Consider the following 17,214-nt stretch of genomic DNA (forward strand, 5'->3'; position numbering starts at 1 on the left):
GCACGCTACCCACCGACAGCGCCGCCTTGCGGGGGCGCTGTCGGGGTCTCGGACATATCCATCGGGCTGATCGGCGTGGCGGGAGCTGCCGGCGTTGGTTGCGGCGAAGGCGCGGTCTCGTCGCTGCGATGATACCGGGTCACCTGGAAGCCCAGCGGGTTGATCAGCCGATCCTCGGCGCGCAACGGCCCGTCGGAAAACTGATAGGTGATCACCGCGACATAATAATTGACCGCCCCCGCCGAGGCGCCTTCGTCCTTTCTGGTCGTGGTGAAGCGCACCAAAGCCGTCCGCGGGCCGAGGTCCGAGACCGACTCGATATTGACCGCGACCAGCGCCGAACGCGGATAGAGCCGCAGCGGGCTTTGCGGATTCTGCGCCGGCATCACCGCGGCGTATTCGCCACGCGCCGCGCCGCCAGACCACAGCATGACCCGATGGTAATCGGCGCTCAGGGTCGTGATGTCGAAGCCTTCCCTGGCCACGACATACTGGGCCAGCATCGACCGGGTCAGGGCCGTGTCGGCGCGCAAGGTCTGGCTGCCGTCCTTGTTCAGCACCTGGACAAATCCGGTCTGCCGGTCGACCAGGACCGGCACCACGCTCGTCGATTTCAACGGCGCCAGGCTGGCCAGGGCGAACGCCTCGACCACAGCGACCAGCACCGCCGCGCCGGCGATGATCCATGTGAGGTCGCGCGTGCGCCGCGCGCCATCGGCCTCGCTTTGAGCCCAGCTCAAAGCCTCCGCGTAATAGGATTTCTTGTCTGTTTTCATGAAATCAGATCCCGCCTGGCCGCACCCGTCGACGCCCGCAAGTGTCCGGGCCGTCGCAAGCCCGGGCTGGCGGCGTCCGATGACCCTGTGGTCGTCCCCGAGGCCGCGCCAGCACTTGAAACGCCGACGACCTCACGGCCGCCATTCTGACGCTGTTCCGAGACGACGGCCGACGCTCCGACGGCGTCGATGACGCGCTGGGCGCGCGACGCCGAGGAGGCGAATCGAACCTCGGGGGCGGACCATGACGATCGCGCCGCCGGCGATGGCTCGGTCACCGACGGCGCCGTCACGGGCGCGCTCACGCGTCGAGCCAGGGCGAAACGCAGCAATCCGCCGGCCGCGAGGACGGAGATCAAGGTTATGGCCAGGCCAGCCGCCATGAAGAACAGTCCGACCAGCAAAGGATCGCCGGCGTCGGCGGGCGCCGGCGACAGGCGCTCCAGGTCCTGGGCGAAGAACGACAGCTCCAACGCCGTACTTACCGCATAGCCCGTCTGAGCCAGGAACAGCGCAACCAGCGCCCGCAGCCATCCGACGAAAAGGCCGGCCGACAGATCGAACGAGGCGGCGGCGATGAACAGCGGACCGACGGCCAGGACGATCGCCAGAGTCAGCCGCGCGGCCAGACTGAACCCGACGCACGAGAGCATGAACACGGCGCCGCCTAGATCCACGCTCGGACCGACAGGCGAGGGCGCCGGCGTCGGAGTCGATGGTTTGGCGGACGGGTCGCCGCCGGCCGTCGGCGGCGCCGGTGCGGGGGGGGGGTGCACCGGCGTCCGCCCGGCCAGGGATGTCAGGGTCTCGGCCGCGGCATGGCTGGCCTGGGTCAGCGAGGACGCCCGCAGTCCCGTAGGAGCCAACGCCATGGCGGCCAGTTCCGTCGGCCCCTGGGTGGCGACGGTGTAGACCAGCGCGGAATAGGCGCTGAACGTCGTCGCCACGGCGATCACGAACCCCAGCCGCAGCACGGCATAGATCAGGTCGGCCATGTCGAGGTGACGGTGCAGGATCAGCCGATAGCCGACGCCGACGACGGTGAGCACCATCAGCGCGGAGACGAGCGCCGTCGGCAGGCCATGCCACAGGCCGCCCTGGAACGCCGCCAGATCGATCTGCCGCGACTGGCACTCAACATAAACCGCCAGGCGCTCGACAACCCCGGCGCTGTCGGCGACGACAGGACAGGCCCCGCTCACCTCAGTCTCTCCAGGAAGGGCGGCATCCAGTCGCTCGGATCGTCGCCGACGGCGGCGCGCACCTCGTCCAGCAGCCGTATGGCGCTCTCGCGGCCGGACAGGACCTGCAGCAATTCCGCCTCGCCGGTCAGGTCCAGGCGCGCCACCACGCTCTCGCGCCCATGCTTGATCAGGAAGCAATGCGCGTGATCGGGCAGGGACCGGATCAGGTCGAACTCGTGCTGGGTCAGTCCGAAGCCGTCGACATAATCCACTGCCTGGGCGCGTGCGTTGGGTAGAAAGATATGCGTGGCGGCCTGCTCCACGATCGCCGAGGATATGCGGCTGGCCAGCGCGTCCTGGGCGCTCTGGGTGACGAAACCCACCAGGCCGTTACGCTTGCGGATCGTCTTTTCCCAGTCGCGAATGCGGGCCACGAAGATATCGTCGTCGAGCGCCTTCCAGCCCTCATCCACGACGATGATCGCCGGCGATCCGTCGAGGCGCTCCTCGACGCGATGGAACAGGTACATCATGGCCGGGGTCCGCGTCGCCGGCGCGTCCAGCAATTGGGTCATGTCGAAGCCGACGACCGCCGCGTCGAGGCCGACCTGGTCCTCAGCGTTGTCGAACAGCCAGGCATGCTCTCCATTGGCGAACCAGGGACGCAGCCGGGCATAGAGGTCGGCGGCGTTGGGCCGTTCGGCGCCACGCAGCAGGTCCGCGAAGGCGCCCAGGCGACGCAGGCTGGCCGGCGCCGCGAAATTGGCCTCGACCGCCGCCTCGATCACCGCCAAGTCCTCGGCGCTTGGCGCGGTGTCCGCTGAAACTAGGCGCGACACCCAATCAATCAGGAAACGGCGATTGATCGGCGTGGCCTCGAGCGCCAGCGGATTCAGCCCCGAGGGCTCGCCGGGCCGCAGGGTGCGATAGCGGCCGCCGACGGCCCGGATGAATATCTCCGAGCCGCGGTCCTTGTCGAAGAAGACCAGCCGCGGCCGGAACTTCAGCGCCTGGGCCAGCAGGAAGTTCAACACCACCGTCTTGCCCGAGCCGGACGGGCCGATGACGCTGAAATTGCCGAGGTCGCCGTGGTGGAAGTTGAAGAAATAGGGCCCCGCGGCCGTCGTTTCCAGGACGGTGACCGCCTCACCCCAGTAACCGCGCGGCTCGCCGATGGCGAAATTGTGGAACGAGGCGAAGCTGGCGAAGTTGCGTCCGGCGATGAGCGCGCGCCGGGTGATGAAGCGCATATTGCCGGGGAACTGCGCCCAGAAGGCGGGTTCGAGCGCCAGGTCTTCGCGCACGCCGACGATGCCGAGATCCGCCAGCACCGCCTGGGCGTCGGCCAGGCCTTGAGCGACCTCGCGCTCGTCAGCGGCGCTCAGCATGAGGCTCATGTGATGTTCGCCGAAGACCGCGCGCCCGGCGGCCACGTCGTCGCTGGCCACGGCCAGCTCGTTGCGCAGCGTGACCGCTTCGTCGTCGCTGGCGCGCATGCGGCGCAACGCTAGGCCGACGCGGCGCAGGGCGGGATCGCGGTCGACGAAGGCGAAGCTTTGGGTCAGCACGAATTCGGCGGGCAGCCGCAGCAATTCATCGACCATGCCCGGACGCGACGTTCCCGGATAATCCTTGATCGACAGGATGCCGAAATAGCGGCGGTCTTGCTCCGCATAGGGAGCCAACTCGCCTGTGTTGCGCCCGAAGCTGAGGCGGCGGGCCGGCACGTGCGAAGCCAGGTCGCCCTCTGGCAGCAGTCGCGTCTGATTGAAGCCGTTGTAGATTTGCGCCAGGAATTCCAGGATTCCGGAATAGTGCTTGTCGCCCCGCGTGTAGACGCCGACGGCGCGCGGCCGGTAGGCCGCCAGCGACGCCATCAGGATCTCGCGGGCCTCGTTCAGATCGCGCAGGCCCTCGCGCAGCTCGGCGTCAGCGCGGCCGGCGTCGGCGGACGCGCCTTCGATGAGACGCTGGACCAGGCCCTTGCTCCCCTGGGTCGGCCGCCGCAGGAGCGTGACATAGATGTCGTTGACGTAGAGGGCCTTGGCGTCCAGCCGCCTGCGCCACCGTTCGTTCAGGGTACGGCTGAACGCGTCCTCATAACCCGCCTCGAGCGCCGGTTCGACGCGGCGGCGGACGATATGGTGATAGAGCGCGAAGCGCGAGGCGCTGAGGGCCTTGAGCGCGGCGTCCCTCAGGTCTTTGCGGTAATTGAGTTCACTGGTGTCCGCGGTCTCGAACAAAAGCCCCTTCAGAACGATGGTCTGCATGAGGAGCTTGTCTTGCAGCATCACCGTGTGATCATCGACGTGCGCGAGATACGGTAGGCGCTCGCCGCCCCGGGTTTCTTTTTCGTGTGCTGCTCTGGTCATGGACTGTAGGAATTACACCCCCACAAAGACCTGTTCCTGACCTGAGGGCAACGTGAACTGGTGACGATCCAGATATCGAAGATGCGCGGGTCGTACAGGTGGGCGACCCAGCCCGCCGCGTGGATGACCAGCGCCGCGACGATGACCCAGAACGCCTTGAAGATCAGGAACAGTTCCGTCGTGATGATGACGTTCGCGATCAGAAAACTGTAGGTGACGCCCAGGAACATCTGGGGCTTGGTCAGGGCTACGAAAAGACGGTCGCGGTCGAGCATGTCCATGCTTCAGAAGCCGCCGCTGGCCGCCGTCTGGATCCCGGCGACGATGCTGGTCGCGCCGAAGAGGATGAAGCAGCCCAGGATGACCGCCGCGCCGTGGCGCCAGTTCAACCGTCCCGTCAGCATCATGTAGCCGATGAAGGCCACGGCGATCACCGCGACGACGGTCGCGGTCGTGCCCAGCAAAGTCCCCTGGATCCAGTGCAGCGCGCCGACGATGGCGCCGGATCCCGCGGGGTCAGCATAGGCCTGGGCATGGGCCGGCAAGGCGATCAGGGTCAACACTGGAGACGCCGCCCGCATTGCGCCTGACACGTATCGTATGGCTTTCACGGCTCGTAAGCCCCTTTTAGTTCTGTCCACAAAGTCCGTCCGCCGCCTAGACCGCCTCATTGTCCGGCTTTTGTCCATGGCGGGATAAAAATGGCATTTTCGCGTAGCATCTGCACGCGGCCTTCAGTCATCCCCCAAGCCCCGTCTGCGCGGCCGCAGCCGGCCGCGCAGACGGAGTGGGATCGCCCAAGGCCGGCGGCCTTGGGTCAGGGTCAGTTGGGAGACGTGCCCACGATGATCCCGCGGCCTGAGTTGGTGGCGGCGTAGACCGTACCGAAGGTCTTCGGGTCGCCCGTCAGCATGCGGAAGCCGCCGTATTGATGCTGAGCGTCGTCGATCTTCGACCAGCTGCTCCCGCCGTTGACCGAGCGGTATACGCCCACGACGCCGTTGAGGGTCGCGCTGATGTAGACGGCCGGGTAGGACTGACCGGAGGCTGCCTTGCCGAAGCCCATGGCCTGCACGCTGGTGGGCCCCGAAAGCGTGGTCCAGGTTCCCGTACCGCAGGTGGTGTTGTGCACCAGGCCGCTATAGCCGTACAGCCAGACGTCGCAGGACTTGCCGAACGGCGTGGTCAGGGTGTGCCACGCGATCGGCGTGACCGGCTGGGTCCAGCTGACGCCCTTGTTGGTGCTGATGTAGACCTTCCCGTTCGTGCGATCGTAGGCATAGAAGTTGTTCACGTTCGCGCCGTCGGCCACCACGGCGATACCCGCCGGCAACGATGTCGAACTCCAGCTGTAGGTGCTGTTGGTCGAGACAGCCGGCACGACACCGCCACTGGGCGCCCAGACGATGGCGCTGCCGTCGGCGTTGATGGCTATGTTGCCGCCGCTGTCGGCCGTGACGCCGGCCGGATTGCTGGTGAAGGGAGACCAGCTGTAGCCGCCGTTATACGAGATGCCGCCGGCGCCGCTGCCGCGCTCGCCGACGCGCACCAAGATGCTCGGCGTGCTCTTGGCCCAGTCGAGAGAGTTGGTGTTGCCGCAGGTGGGATTCGAGTGCGCCGCGGCGGGGGCCTGAGTCAGGCTGGAGTGGAAGAAGCCGCACACGTCGCCCAACCCGCTGACCAGCGGAACCGAACCGCCCCACGAGAAGACGCCCGGAGACGCCAGGCTGAGTGGGACGGTTTCTTCCACGCCGTTCTGGTCCAGCGCGAAATTGACGGTCTGGCCGTTGGCCGACGCCGTCAGGTTCTGGGTCGACATGATGCCGCCGCCCCAGGTGACGAAGGCGTGGTTGGTGTTGAACGGATCGAGGACCACGCCGCTCCAGTTGCCGATATAGCCGCGGGTCCCGTTCCAGGGCGCCGCGGTGAGGTTGACGTTGACGTTGGCGGTGGCGTCGACCCAGTTCGTGCCGCCGTTGGTCGTGCGGAACAGGGCTTCGCCATGGCCGTCATAGCGGTTGACGGTCATGACCGCGACAGTGCCGGAATGCGCCGGATCGACCGACAGGCCGGAGAAGCCGTAGTCGGCGAACCAGCCGGCCAGCTGCTGGCTGTCGTTCGGGGGCGTGATGTTGGTCCAGTTGCTGCCGGTGACGCTATACTTCCACACCTGGCCATGCTCCAGGCCGCTCGGCCCGCCGCCGCTCGTCCCGGAAGCTGCCCGCGAATAGGTGATGTAGAGGTTGCCGTCAGGACCGATCTGACCGACCTGCGGCATCAGGCCCGTCGGGGCGCCCGAAACCAGCGACCAGGTATTGCCGCCGTCGGTGCTGCGGTAAAGTGTGGCGCCGTTGGTGGCCGCGGCCGGCGTGCTGACACCGGCGAAGATGGTCTTCGTGTTCTGGCCCGACGAAGCCGACGGCTTGTACATGGTGACGAAGCTGACACCCGCGCCGGTGTCATTATTGGACATGGCCGGGAAGCCGGTGACCTTCGACCAGTGCAACCCGCTGTCCGTGCTCTTCCACAGGCCGTTGGACGACGCCCAGGCCGAGGTGTTGGCCGTGCCGTAGAACAGCACCGAACCCAGGTTCGGATCGACCACCAGGCGCGAGCCGACATTGCGGCCGGGCTCATTGCCGTTGACCTCGAAGGTCAGCGGCACGATGGTGAAGCTGGCGCCCTGGTTGTTCGAGATCAGCACGGCGCCGCAGCAGTTGGTTTGCCAGTCGTGGCCGCCGCCGGCGACCATATAGAGCTTCTGGGTGTTGTTGGGGTCGATGGCGATCGCTTCGACGGGGTCGTATGCGGCCTGGCTCGGCGTCAACCCATCGAGCAGCGGCACCCAGGTGCTGTTCGAGGAATTGTAGCGATAGGCGCCGCCAACGTCGGTGCGGGCGTAGAAAAGGTTCTGCTGTCCCGGATGGGCGATAATTTCGGGAACATAGCCGCCGCCGCCGATTTTCACGGTCTGCCAGCTGTAGCTCTGGGCGCTGGCGGGCGCGACCGAGGTCGATGCGACCACAGAGACCGCAAGCGCACCAATGGCCAGTCCCTTCAAAAGGACATGACGCAACGTCTTCCGCATGGATTTCCTCCCGTGCTTCCTACCAAGTTCTATTTCTTGAGCCCAAGGCGAGCGCCCACGACGCCGCGGACGGATCCGCAGTCGGCATTTCTCACAAGGGGTGGGTCTAATTCTTCTGAACTGAATAATAGTACATGCAAATCTTCATTGGCAAACCTGTTTTCATATACGCAACCGCCAAGCGCCTCTGGCAGGAGCGTCAACGATAGGAAGTCGCCGCCTCGACAGAGCGGGCCAGAGCGGTTCGGCATGCGGGGCGAACCATCCAGGGGCCCAGCTTGACAATCGGGGGCGGATCCTGCGGCAGCAGCACTAGCCTCCGGTTGATAGACAGCGGAGTGGCGGCCATGACGTGCCCCCCAAAACTCCTCCAGAAATAACTAGAGTTCGCCCGATCTGAGGACGGACGAATGAAGCGATCACGGTTCACGGAAGAGCAGATCATCGGGATTCTGCGCGAGCAGGAGGCGGGCGCGCCGGTGGCGGGACCTGTGCCGCAAGCACGGGCTTAGCTCGCCGACCTTCGTGGGTTGGCGCTACATCGCCCCAAGCAAGCTTCAGCAGAACGGTTACAACGAGAGCTTCAACGGCCGGCTGCGCGACGAGCTGCTGAACGAGACCCTGTTCCGCTCGCTGACCCACGCCCGCGCGGAGCTGGAGGCCTGGAGGCGCGACTACAACGAGCGCCGCCCACACTCGGGCCTCGGCTGGATGACGCCAAGGGACTACGCCAGCACCTTCTACGGACAGGCCGGCCGGCACGCTGCGCAGGCTGATAGCTCCGCGCACCGGCCTATTGCCACCCAACTCGACCAAGGCTCAAATCAACCTAGGACTCTCGTTTTGGCTGGATGAGAAATGGGGGTCACGTCAGCGTCAGCCAGGAATGGCGACCTATCCCTTTGCATTCAGCGTCCCCTTTCGCGCCCTTCCTCTGAACGTCGGCTGAAGAGCAGGGGGCCCACCGAACGTATGGTTCCTGGAGCCAGTCCAATGTCGGCCCTGGCGCAGCGCCGCCGCGGAAGCCGCCATCGGCTATGGCCGCGATGCGGTGAGCAGACCTAGCCTACGCCTGCCACCGGCGAGCTGACGCTTGCAGATTCTAAGACGGGTTGAAGCCCACCCTAGCGATGCAGCGTCGGCGCGATGAACCTCGCTCATTGCGCCGCCCTTTGGCCTCCGCTCAGCGTGCCTGGCATCCCGTCGCTGCACCGACAGCCATGGCGGCGGCGAGCAACGGGTTCCATGATCAGGAGGCTTGGCTTAGCCGGCCAGCGAATGCATGAACTCAAGCTTGGCCACCGGCTCGAGCGGGCCGGCGGCCTTGAGCAGTTTGAAGGCGTCGTCGGCCGCCTCGATCGTGTAGTCGATGTCCGCGTCCGTCATGGCCGTGGTGACGAACATGTTGTGCCAGGGGTGGAAATAGACGCCGCGCTTGAGCAGGGCGTTGTTCCAGAAGTAGCCCTTGGCCCCGGTCGGGTCGTCGTCGACCATGATCAGCGGCAGCTGCGCAGGGCCGGTCTGGCGCAGGCCAAAGCCGTGGCGGCCGGCGACCTCGTCCAGGCCCGTGCGCAGGCGTTCCCCCAGAGCAATAGTGCGTTCCAGATAATCGGTCTCGCGGATCAGCTTCAGCGTCGCCAGCGAGGCGGCCATCGGCGCGGCCGAGAACCAATACGAGCCGGTGGCGTAGATGGTGGCCGCTGCGAAGCGGGCGATGTCGGCGCCCAGCAGGGCCGAGATCGGATGGCCGTTGGCGATGGCCTTGCCCCAGGTCGACAGGTCCGGCTTCACCCCGACCAGCGACCAGCTGCAGTCGCGAGCCAGGCGGAAGCCGGCGCGGACGTCGTCTACGATCAGCAGGGCGCCGTGCTCGTCGCAGAGTTCGCGGGCGCGGCGGGCATAGTCCGGGTTCGGAAGCTTCTGGTCGACGAAGGTGTCGTGCTTGATCGGCGAGGCGAAGATCGCAGCTAGATCAGAACCGGCCTCGCGCACGGCGGCCTCCAGGCTCTCGACGTCGTTGTATTCGTAGAACACCTGGTTGGCGCGATCGGCGGGGGTGACGCCGTTCTTCAGCGGCGTGCACCAAGGCTGCGCGCCGTGATAGGCTCCCTTGGCCAGGACGATGGTCTTCTTCTGGGTGAAGTTGCGGGCGATCATCATCGCCATGGTCGTGGCATCGGTGCCGTTCTTGCAGAACATCGCCCAGTCGGCGTGGCTGACCTGGGCGGTCAGGGCCTCGGCCAGCTCGACCATGGCCTGGCCGGGGCCGGTCATGGTGTCGCCGCGCTTCATGCGCTCGACATAGGCCTGGTCGATCGCGGCGTGACCGTAGCCGAACAGGTTGGGCCCATAGCCGCACAGGAAGTCGACATAGCGGTTGCCGTCGACGTCCCACAGATAGGCTCCCTCCGCCCGGTCAAAGAACTGCGGATAGTCGTCGGGCAGCAGCATGACCGACTGGTGACCATACATGCCGTTGGGGATCACGGCCATGGCGCGTTCGCGCAACGCGGTGTCCTTGCTGTTCGTCCAGGTCATGTTTGGGGGCTCCGCAATAAGATAGTTTTGACTATCATAATGACTGAGGCATAGTGTCTGTCAACGCATAGGGAGAGGACGGCATGAAGACCGGCTTGGCGTGCATCGGACTTACGACCCTGGACGTGGTGGCGCGGGCGATCGACGCCTTGCCGGAAGGTGAGGGAACAACCCTGATCGAAGGGATCGCCTGCGCGCCGGCCGGGACAGCGGCGGGGACGGCCTTGGTGGCCGCCAAGCTGGGCATGCCGGTCAAGCTGGCTTCGGCGGTGGGCGACGACCTGATCGGCCGGTTTATTCGCATGGCGCTGGACGAGGCCGGGGTCGACCTGACGGCGCTGGAGACTCTGCCGGGCCTGCCCAGCTCCACGACGGTCCTGGCGGTGGACTCAGCCGGGCGACGGCCGAACTTTCACGCGCTGGGCGCAGGCATATTGGCCCAGGTAACGCCGGAGGCGCTGGCGGCGGCGCGGTCGGTGGGCTTCTTCCACTATGCCGGGATCGGCGGGCCGCGGCTGGACGGCGGGCCGGGCGCCGGGATTGTCCAGGCGGCGCGCGAGGCGGGGGCGATCGTGACCTGCGACCTGATCTCGCCCCAGGCCACGGCGCTGGATGAGCTGAAGCGGCTGCTGCCCTTCGTCGATTATTTCATGCCGAGCGCGGCCGAGGCGCTGTTCCTGACGGGGCGGGAGGACCTGTTCGCCGCGGCCGACGTCTTCCGGGAGTTGGGCGCCGGCGGCTGCATCATCAAGAACGGAAGCCGAGGTTCGGTCGTCGTGCTGGACGGCGTGCGGACGACCCTGCCGGCCTATCTGATCAAGCCCGTCGATACGACCAGCTGCGGCGACTCCTATTGCGCCGGCTTCATCGCCGCGTTGGACCGGGGCTGGGCGCCGCTGGAGGCCGTCCGCTTCGCCACCGCCACGGCGGCGCTGGTGGCGCAAGGCCTGGCCACCCTGGGCAAGCTGGAAAGTTTCGAGGCTACGGAGACGGCCATGTGCCAGATGACTTTGAGGGAGACCGCGTGATGGGCGCAACAAATGAAGGCGCGCTGCGCCAACGCATGGCCGAGGTGATGAAGGCCATGGACGACAAGGGGCTCAATCGCGGCACGTCGGGTAACGTCTCGGCCCGCTGCGGAGAGGCCATGCTGGTGTCGCCCAGTGGCGTGCCCGCCTCGCACCTGGCGGCCGAACACATGGTGCTGATTCAGCCGGACGGCTCGATGGCGCCAGGATCGCTGAAGCCCTCGAGCGAGTGGCGGATGCACCAGGGCATCCTCGACCGGCGGCCCGACGTCGGGGCGGTGGTGCACTGCCATTCGCGTTACGCCACGACCCTGGCGGTGGCCAACAAACCGATCCCGGCCATGCACTACATGGTCGCGGTCGGCGGCGGCGCCAGCGTGCCGGTCGCGCCCTACGCCACTTTCGGTTCGATGGAGCTGGCGGCGACCGTGGTCGACGCCCTGGACGGGCGCTACGCGGCCCTGATGGCCAATCACGGCCAGATCGTCGCCGCGCCCAATCTCGACTATGGCCTGGCCATCGCCGAAGAGATCGAGGAGCAGGCGGCGATCTATTGGGGAACCTTGGCGATCGGCGGGCCGACGCTCCTGGCCGACGAGGAGATGAACACCATCCTCCAGCGCTTCAAATCCTACGGGCAAAGGCGCTAGCAGCGTTAGAATATCCCCGGGGGACCGACAGGCGATCCCCCGGACCTCGCCCTAGTAGTGATAGCGCAGGAAGACGCCCAGGCTGCGGGGGCGGTTCATGCTGAGCAGATCCTCGCCCAGGCTGTCGATGTTGGAGATCGCCACGACATAGGTCTTGTCGAACAGATTGCGGGCGAAGGCGCCGGCCTCGACCTTCCGATCAGGCGAGCGCCAGCTGACTTGAGCCCCGGCGATCCACACCGCGTCCTGCGACAGGCGCGGGGCGTTGGAATTGTCGAAATAGACCTTGGACGAATAGTTCGCATCGACATTGGCCACGATCGACGAGCCGTTGGCCAGCGGGGCGACCCAGGTCGCGGCGGTGTTGAAGGTCACCTTCGGCGACTGCGGCAGCCAGTTGCCGGTGTAGTCCTGGCCCTCGCTGAAATAGTCGCCGTACTTGGCGTGCAGCAGCGAGACGCCGGCGGTGAGGGTCAGGGGCTGGATCGGCCGGGCGGTGATTTCGGCCTCGCCGCCGTAGACCTTGGAGTTGGCGGCGTTGTCCAGGACCAGCACGGTCAGGCCGTTGCGCAGCGCCTGGGCGAAGACCTGCTGGTTCTTGTAATCGTAATAGAAGCCCGACACGTTCAGCCGCACGTGTCGATCGAAGAACTCGGACTTCATACCGACCTCGTAGGCGTCGAGGGTCTCGTTGGCGTAGGGCTCGACCTCCTCGGGCGTCGTGGCCAGGCCGCCGAAGAAGCCGCCGCTCTTATAGCCGCGATTGTAGGTGGCGTAGACGTTGGTGTCGTCATCGACCGCATAGCGCAGACCCAGGCGCCCCGAGAACGCCGAGAAGGTCTTCTTCTGGTCCGAGGTCAGAAGGACGATCAGCCCGTCCTCGATCTGGCTCTTGTAGTTCATGTGCTTGTCGTCGGCCGACCAGCGCAGGCCGACCGTGCCGGTCAGCTTGTCGGTGAGCTTGTAGTCGGCCTGGCCGAAGACCGCGTAGCCCTTGGTCTTCTGGGTGTAGGGCCAGCCGAACACCGCGACGCTGTTCTCGGGGCTGAGGCCCGTGGGATTGTCGGGCGTGACGAACAGCGGGCGCAGGTCGCGCAGGGTGTCCTGGTGGGTGTTGTCCTGGACGGTTTCGTCCATGAAGTAGCCGCCGATCACCCAGTTCAGGCGGCCCGACGGGTTGTCGGACTGCAGGCGCAGCTCCTGGGTGAACTGATGCTGGCGAGAGCGGTAGTTGATCTCCAGCATCTGCAGCGGGCTGGCGTCGGTGTTCTCCAGGTCGTTGCGGTGGGCCCACTGCCAGGCGGTGACCGAGATCAGAGACATGCCGCCAAGCTTCCAGGTCGCCTGGCTGGAGGCGCCGAACAGGTCGACCTTATCCTTGCCCTCCAGATTGGCGTCGATGGCGCGCGGGTTCTTGTCGGTGTCGGCGTAGCCCATCAGGTCCATGCAGGCCCCGCTGGCGTAGGCGTTGGGCGCGCAGAAGCCGTCAGGGCCGGTCGCGGCGGCCGTCGCCGGGAAGAGGGCGCGATGCTGCGGGGCGGTGGCGTCGCCGCGGTTCACGTAACGATTGACCTGGGCCAGCAGCTCGAAATCGTCGGTCGGCGTGTAGAGCAGCGACAGGCGCCCGGCCCAATGGTCGGCGGCGTTGACGTCGTGCCCGGTCACCCGGTTGTAGGTGTAGCCGTCGTCCTGGACCCACTGGCCGGCGGCGCGGAAGGCCAGCTTGTCGGCGACCAACGGACCGCCCACGGCCGCCTCGGCCGTGACGGCGTTGAAGGTGGCGTATTCCAGCGAGGCGTCGGCTGTGAAGCTCTGCGTCGGCCGCTTGGTGGTGATGTTGATCGCGCCGCCGTTGGTGTTGCGGCCATACAGCGTGCCCTGCGGGCCGCGCAGCACCTCGACCTGGGCCAAGTCGTAGAAGCCGGCCATCTGGGCCAGGGGCGAGCCGATATAGACGCCGTCGATATAGACGCCGACACCGCTGGAGGCGTTGGGGTTGAAATCGCTGAGGCCCACGCCGCGGATGTAGATCTTGGGGTTGGCGGCGGCGTCGGCGGCGCTGATCCGCATGCCGGGCGCCAGGTTGTTCAGGGCTAGGACATTGTCGACGCCTCGCGCGGCCAGGGCGTCGGCGGTCAGGGCGGTGACCGAAACGGGCACGTCCTGCAGGTTCTCCGCGCGCTTCTGGGCGGTGACCACGATCTCGGCGATCGCCGTGTCGTCCTTGGCGAGCGTCGTCTGAGCATTGGCGGCGCCTGCGGAAAGCGCCAGCGCGGCGCATCCTACGAAGAATTTCGCCTTCATGATTCACTCCCCTGAATCCGATGCTGCGACCGGTCGGCCACATTACGATAATAAAAACTATCCCAATGCAAGGGAGAGAGGCGCAAGTTGCGGAAGGCTGGGTATGGTCTCCGAACGAGACGGCGCCTGGTTTGAAGGCTGAAGTGACAAAAAACCGTCCGCTATCGAGACGGGCGGAACCCCGGAGACGGGGTGCGGCGACTAGCTCTGAAGAAGAAGGTGAGGCGCTCGAAAGCGACGCGAACGGCCATCGCCGCTCACGTCACAGATCGCGGGTTGCCGGCTTGTCCTGTTCAGGGCCTGGATTTGACCGCCGCCGCCAGGATCACGCAGAGGGCCGAGATGACGAAGAGGCCCGCGCCGCAAGCGGTGACCGGGCTGAGGTTGGCGTCGGTCGCCAGCAGGCCGGTGATCATCGGGCCCGCGCTGCCGCCCAAAAGCTGCGCCCCGGCCAGAAGCATCGCCGATCGGCGCGTAGGGTCAACGGCGATCAATAAGGGCAGGAACAGCGGCAGGCTCGAGGTCCAGAGGAACCCGAACAGCAGAATGGCGGCCACGAACAGCACATGGTTGGCGGTCACGGCCATGACCGCCAGGCAGGCGATATAGGCGGCGCAGATCAGGGGGAGGGCGATCACGGGACGCGCGCGGGGGCCACACCAGGTGATGAAGGCCGCCGCGACGATCTGCATGGCCAGCGAGCCAGCGATGGCAAGTGAGATCGTTCCGGAGGCGATGCCGTGCTGGGTGGCGATTTGCTCAACGAACACCCAGACCCCGACGATGCCGGCCATCAGGAAGAAGGCGCCGCCAAGGCCCAGTAGGCCCGGCCGGCTGAGACGCGCGTGACCTTCCTCCGGCGCGGGCAGGTCGGCGAGGGTGCGGGGGATTCCGAAGAGGAAGGCCAGGCAAAGCGTTCCGGCGAGCGCCAGCAGCGCAAAGCCGGAATTGGCGCCCAACACCGGCGCGCCCAGTGGAATGAGAGCGGCGAGCAGAGCCTGGGTCAGGGCCTGGGCGCCGGAGAAGATGCCGGAAAGGCGCAAGGCCGCACGGCTGCGACCGATGACGCCGGCGGCGATCCACACCAGCGCGCCCCCGGCCGCGCCCGACAGGCCACGCAACGTGACGATGCCCAGGCCCGAGGCTTCCATGCAGGCCAGGTTGCTGGCCACCAGGACAACGATGCCGCCGGCGCCCCAACTGACCAGGTTTCGGTGCGGGACCAGCGCGCCCATCGCACCCGAAACAATGCCGAGCGTGAGCATCTCGATCATGGCCGCCAGGCCGAGCAGTTGGACATCCAGTCGACCGGCGGTGGCGAGCGCGCCCAGGATCAGCGGTTGCACGCCGAGCATCAACAAGGCCAGGCAACCCAAGGCCAGGGCCGAGGTCTGAGTCGCCTTGAGATCGGAGGCGGTCCGGGGCGGCTCTGACATCAATATCGCATCCATTGGCTGGCGGCCCCCTGCCGTGGAGGGCGACAAGACGCGCCCTTCGTCCCTGCTGCTTGTCTTGCGCGCCCATCCTCGCGGACTCTGCGGGCTTGGTGGGCCCGATAGGACGATCGCGGCATTCAAGCTAGTATTTGCTACTGCTGCACAATCGTGAGACTCTGGCAAGCCGCTGTTCTTCGACAAGCGCGACGACCTGGCGGCCGCCCTGCGTTTGGGCGCTGGCGCATGGAAACAGGATTTTCGGGCCGGCGATGTTGGGGCCGGTTCGTTCGCCGATGAAGCGAGGCAAGCGACGCCGGCGCCTGGGGCGCATCGCCTTCTGACTTCCAGAAGGGCGGATTGAGGGTTATGCGCTGGAAAGACAATGATTGTGGAGCCGAGATGGCCAAGCAGAGCCCTGAATTAGCCGCGACGCCTGACCTTGAAACGAAATCGACCCCTTCACGCCGCAAGGGCAAGACCACGTTCGAGGCCATCTTGGCGACAACGGGCGAGTTGCTGGCCGAGGTCGGGTTCGAGCGCCTCAACACCAATCTCGTCTGCGAGCGCGCTGGCATCACCCCGCCGGCGCTCTACCGGTATTTCCCCAATAAATACGCCCTCCTGGCCGAACTGGCGCGCCGGCTGATGGATGCGCAGGACGAGGTGTTCTTCGCCTGGCTGGACCGCGGCGACGCGGCCGCCCGCACGCTCGATGAGGCGGTCGGCAAGGGGATCGAGCTTCGAACCGAACTTGTGCGCGTCACCCGAAACCAGCCCGGCGGGATGTCAATCCTGCGCGCCATTCGATCGGTTCCGGCCCTCCGGCAGGTGCGGATCGAGTCTCGCGACCGCGTCATCGCGCGCCAGACGGAGGTGCTGCGCGAACTCTTCCCCCGCGTCGACGAGCGCCAGCTGCAGTCGGCCGTGCGACTCTCCGAAGAGGTGGGCTACGGTGTCATCGAGATGATCCTGGAGGACCCGAGCCTGGACGAGGAGCGGGTCATCGCCGAATCCGCCTGGATGAATGCGCTATACTACCAGCACCTAAGCCCGCGTTAGCCGAGACGTCATCGCAGGCTCCGTCGGGCGTTGCACACAAAAGTGTTGCCCAATAATATAGTAAAAACTATCTATAATGCTGGCCGCGCACTTGGCGGGCGAGGTCGTGTCGGCGACCAGCAGGCAAGGGGGGTATCGGCGCACCGCTCGCGATCCGCCCCGGCGGGGAGCGCGGCGAGACGATGTCACAAGATGCGGTCGTGATCCTGGGCGCTGGCCACGCGGGCGGCTCTGTCGCCGCGTTCCTTCGCCAATACGGGCACGAAGGGCCGATCACCCTGGTCGGGGACGAGCCGATCGCGCCGTATCGGAGGCCGCCACATGGAATCGACTTCAAAGTCGGAGCAAGAGCTGCGGCCCTGGACCGCGTGGCCCAAACCGCAGCGAACATACATACTCTTCTGATAATATATCTTAGGCGCTTATTCGGTGTAGCGGCCGGATGAGAATGTTAGGGCCAGGCACTCGCGCGTGCAGTTGTCGATCACCGTCAGGATCCGGAAGCGGCGGCCGTCGGTCATCTGGTCGGACACGAAGTCCAGGCTCCAGCGCTGGTTCGGCGCCAGCGGAACCTCCAGGGGCCGCAGCGTGCCGACCGCCCGCTTGCGTCCGCCGCGCCGGCGCACGGTCAGCTTCTCCTCGCGATAGAGCCGCTGGACCCGCTTCTTGTTGACCGCGTGACCCTCGCGCCTGAGCAGCACGTGCAGCCGGCGATAGCCGAACCGGCGGCGTTCCTGGGCCAGGGTCTTCAGCCGATCGCGCAGGACGCCGTCGTCGGG

At 66.3% G+C, this 17,214-nt stretch carries 12 protein-coding genes and 4 pseudogenes; 6 read left to right on the forward strand and 10 right to left on the reverse strand.

The window, feature by feature from the left end; translation table 11 throughout:
* Window positions 1–5: 5 nt before the first annotated feature.
* The 6 genes from BM066_RS23105 to BM066_RS23130 form a co-directional block, all read right to left on the reverse strand.
* On the reverse strand, window positions 6–776 hold the full coding sequence (locus BM066_RS23105) for a VirB8 family type IV secretion system protein (protein WP_018113210.1): 771 nt from the start codon (window positions 774–776) through the stop codon (window positions 6–8).
* Window positions 773–1,978, reverse strand: a complete 1,206-nt coding sequence (locus tag BM066_RS23110) for a TrbL/VirB6 family protein (RefSeq protein WP_018113211.1) — start codon at window positions 1,976–1,978, stop codon at window positions 773–775. The genes BM066_RS23105 and BM066_RS23110 overlap by 4 nt, the downstream gene beginning before the upstream one ends.
* Window positions 1,975–4,332: a VirB4 family type IV secretion/conjugal transfer ATPase gene (locus tag BM066_RS23115; protein ID WP_029589460.1), complete on the reverse strand. Its 2,358-nt coding sequence runs from the start codon at window positions 4,330–4,332 to the stop codon at window positions 1,975–1,977. Before BM066_RS23115 ends, BM066_RS23110 begins: the two co-directional genes overlap by 4 nt.
* The gene (locus BM066_RS23120; RefSeq protein ID WP_255367707.1) at window positions 4,329–4,607 is read right to left on the reverse strand and encodes a VirB3 family type IV secretion system protein; all 279 of its coding nucleotides are present in this window, start codon (window positions 4,605–4,607) and stop codon (window positions 4,329–4,331) included. Before BM066_RS23120 ends, BM066_RS23115 begins: the two co-directional genes overlap by 4 nt.
* Window positions 4,608–4,616: 9 nt before the next feature.
* Window positions 4,617–4,895, reverse strand: a complete 279-nt coding sequence (locus tag BM066_RS23125) for a TrbC/VirB2 family protein (protein ID WP_018113214.1) — start codon at window positions 4,893–4,895, stop codon at window positions 4,617–4,619.
* A 260-nt stretch (window positions 4,896–5,155) separates the two neighbouring features.
* Complete coding sequence (locus tag BM066_RS23130; protein WP_018113215.1) at window positions 5,156–7,357, reverse strand: beta propeller repeat protein; 2,202 nt, start codon at window positions 7,355–7,357, stop codon at window positions 5,156–5,158.
* Window positions 7,358–7,830: 473 nt separating this feature from the next.
* Here BM066_RS23130 and BM066_RS27405 point away from each other — a divergent pair.
* Together BM066_RS27405 and BM066_RS27410 are read left to right on the forward strand one after the other, a co-directional pair.
* Window positions 7,831–7,957 (forward strand): annotated as a pseudogene (locus BM066_RS27405) (transposase); the annotation flags it as partial.
* A pseudogene (locus BM066_RS27410) lies at window positions 7,946–8,155 on the forward strand (transposase); the annotation flags it as partial. The pseudogenes BM066_RS27405 and BM066_RS27410, both read left to right, overlap by 12 nt.
* Before the next feature lie 528 nt (window positions 8,156–8,683).
* Here BM066_RS27410 and BM066_RS23140 read toward each other — a convergent pair.
* Window positions 8,684–9,958 carry an aminotransferase class III-fold pyridoxal phosphate-dependent enzyme gene (locus BM066_RS23140; RefSeq protein ID WP_018061094.1) on the reverse strand — a complete coding sequence of 425 codons (1,275 nt, stop codon included), beginning with the start codon at window positions 9,956–9,958 and terminating at the stop codon, window positions 8,684–8,686.
* An 83-nt stretch (window positions 9,959–10,041) separates the two neighbouring features.
* On the opposite strand from BM066_RS23140, the gene BM066_RS23145 reads away from it, so the two are divergent.
* Both BM066_RS23145 and BM066_RS23150 read left to right on the forward strand, forming a co-directional pair.
* Complete coding sequence (locus BM066_RS23145) at window positions 10,042–10,986, forward strand: carbohydrate kinase family protein (RefSeq protein ID WP_018113217.1); 945 nt, start codon at window positions 10,042–10,044, stop codon at window positions 10,984–10,986.
* A complete protein-coding gene (locus BM066_RS23150) occupies window positions 10,986–11,636 on the forward strand; it encodes a class II aldolase/adducin family protein (protein WP_018113218.1) in 651 nt (216 codons plus the stop codon). Before BM066_RS23145 ends, BM066_RS23150 begins: the two co-directional genes overlap by 1 nt.
* Window positions 11,637–11,687: 51 nt before the next feature.
* Here the strand turns inward: BM066_RS23150 and BM066_RS23155 are convergent, their stop codons facing one another.
* Window positions 11,688–13,940 carry a TonB-dependent receptor gene (locus tag BM066_RS23155; protein WP_018061330.1) on the reverse strand — a complete coding sequence of 751 codons (2,253 nt, stop codon included), beginning with the start codon at window positions 13,938–13,940 and terminating at the stop codon, window positions 11,688–11,690.
* A 293-nt stretch (window positions 13,941–14,233) separates the two neighbouring features.
* Complete coding sequence (locus tag BM066_RS23160; RefSeq protein ID WP_018113219.1) at window positions 14,234–15,376, reverse strand: MFS transporter; 1,143 nt, start codon at window positions 15,374–15,376, stop codon at window positions 14,234–14,236.
* Between the two features lie 399 nt (window positions 15,377–15,775).
* Between BM066_RS23160 and BM066_RS23165 the strand changes: the two genes are divergently transcribed.
* Complete coding sequence (locus BM066_RS23165; protein WP_026176434.1) at window positions 15,776–16,435, forward strand: TetR/AcrR family transcriptional regulator; 660 nt, start codon at window positions 15,776–15,778, stop codon at window positions 16,433–16,435.
* Between the two features lie 182 nt (window positions 16,436–16,617).
* Window positions 16,618–16,755 (forward strand): annotated as a pseudogene (locus tag BM066_RS26160) (FAD-dependent oxidoreductase); the annotation flags it as partial.
* Between the two features lie 132 nt (window positions 16,756–16,887).
* On the opposite strand, the pseudogene BM066_RS23175 reads toward BM066_RS26160, so the two are convergent.
* Window positions 16,888–17,214: pseudogene (locus BM066_RS23175) on the reverse strand (IS3 family transposase); the annotation flags it as partial.

The organism is Caulobacter sp. UNC279MFTsu5.1 (assembly GCF_900114015.1).
Taxonomy (GTDB): Bacteria; Pseudomonadota; Alphaproteobacteria; order Caulobacterales; family Caulobacteraceae; genus Caulobacter.

Excerpts from the sequence above, each read along its gene's own strand:
- BM066_RS23140 (WP_018061094.1), bottom strand. The coding sequence starts at position 9,958 with ATGACCTGGACGAACAGCAAGGACACCGCGTTGCGCGAACGCGCCATG.
- BM066_RS23120 (WP_255367707.1), bottom strand. The coding sequence starts at position 4,607 with ATGCTCGACCGCGACCGTCTTTTCGTAGCCCTGACCAAGCCCCAGATG.
- BM066_RS23150 (WP_018113218.1), top strand. The coding sequence starts at position 10,986 with ATGGGCGCAACAAATGAAGGCGCGCTGCGCCAACGCATGGCCGAGGTG.
- BM066_RS23115 (WP_029589460.1), bottom strand. The coding sequence starts at position 4,332 with ATGACCAGAGCAGCACACGAAAAAGAAACCCGGGGCGGCGAGCGCCTA.
- BM066_RS23155 (WP_018061330.1), bottom strand. The coding sequence starts at position 13,940 with ATGAAGGCGAAATTCTTCGTAGGATGCGCCGCGCTGGCGCTTTCCGCA.
- BM066_RS23165 (WP_026176434.1), top strand. The coding sequence starts at position 15,776 with ATGGCCAAGCAGAGCCCTGAATTAGCCGCGACGCCTGACCTTGAAACG.
- BM066_RS23145 (WP_018113217.1), top strand. The coding sequence starts at position 10,042 with ATGAAGACCGGCTTGGCGTGCATCGGACTTACGACCCTGGACGTGGTG.
- BM066_RS23160 (WP_018113219.1), bottom strand. The coding sequence starts at position 15,376 with ATGTCAGAGCCGCCCCGGACCGCCTCCGATCTCAAGGCGACTCAGACC.
- BM066_RS23105 (WP_018113210.1), bottom strand. The coding sequence starts at position 776 with ATGAAAACAGACAAGAAATCCTATTACGCGGAGGCTTTGAGCTGGGCT.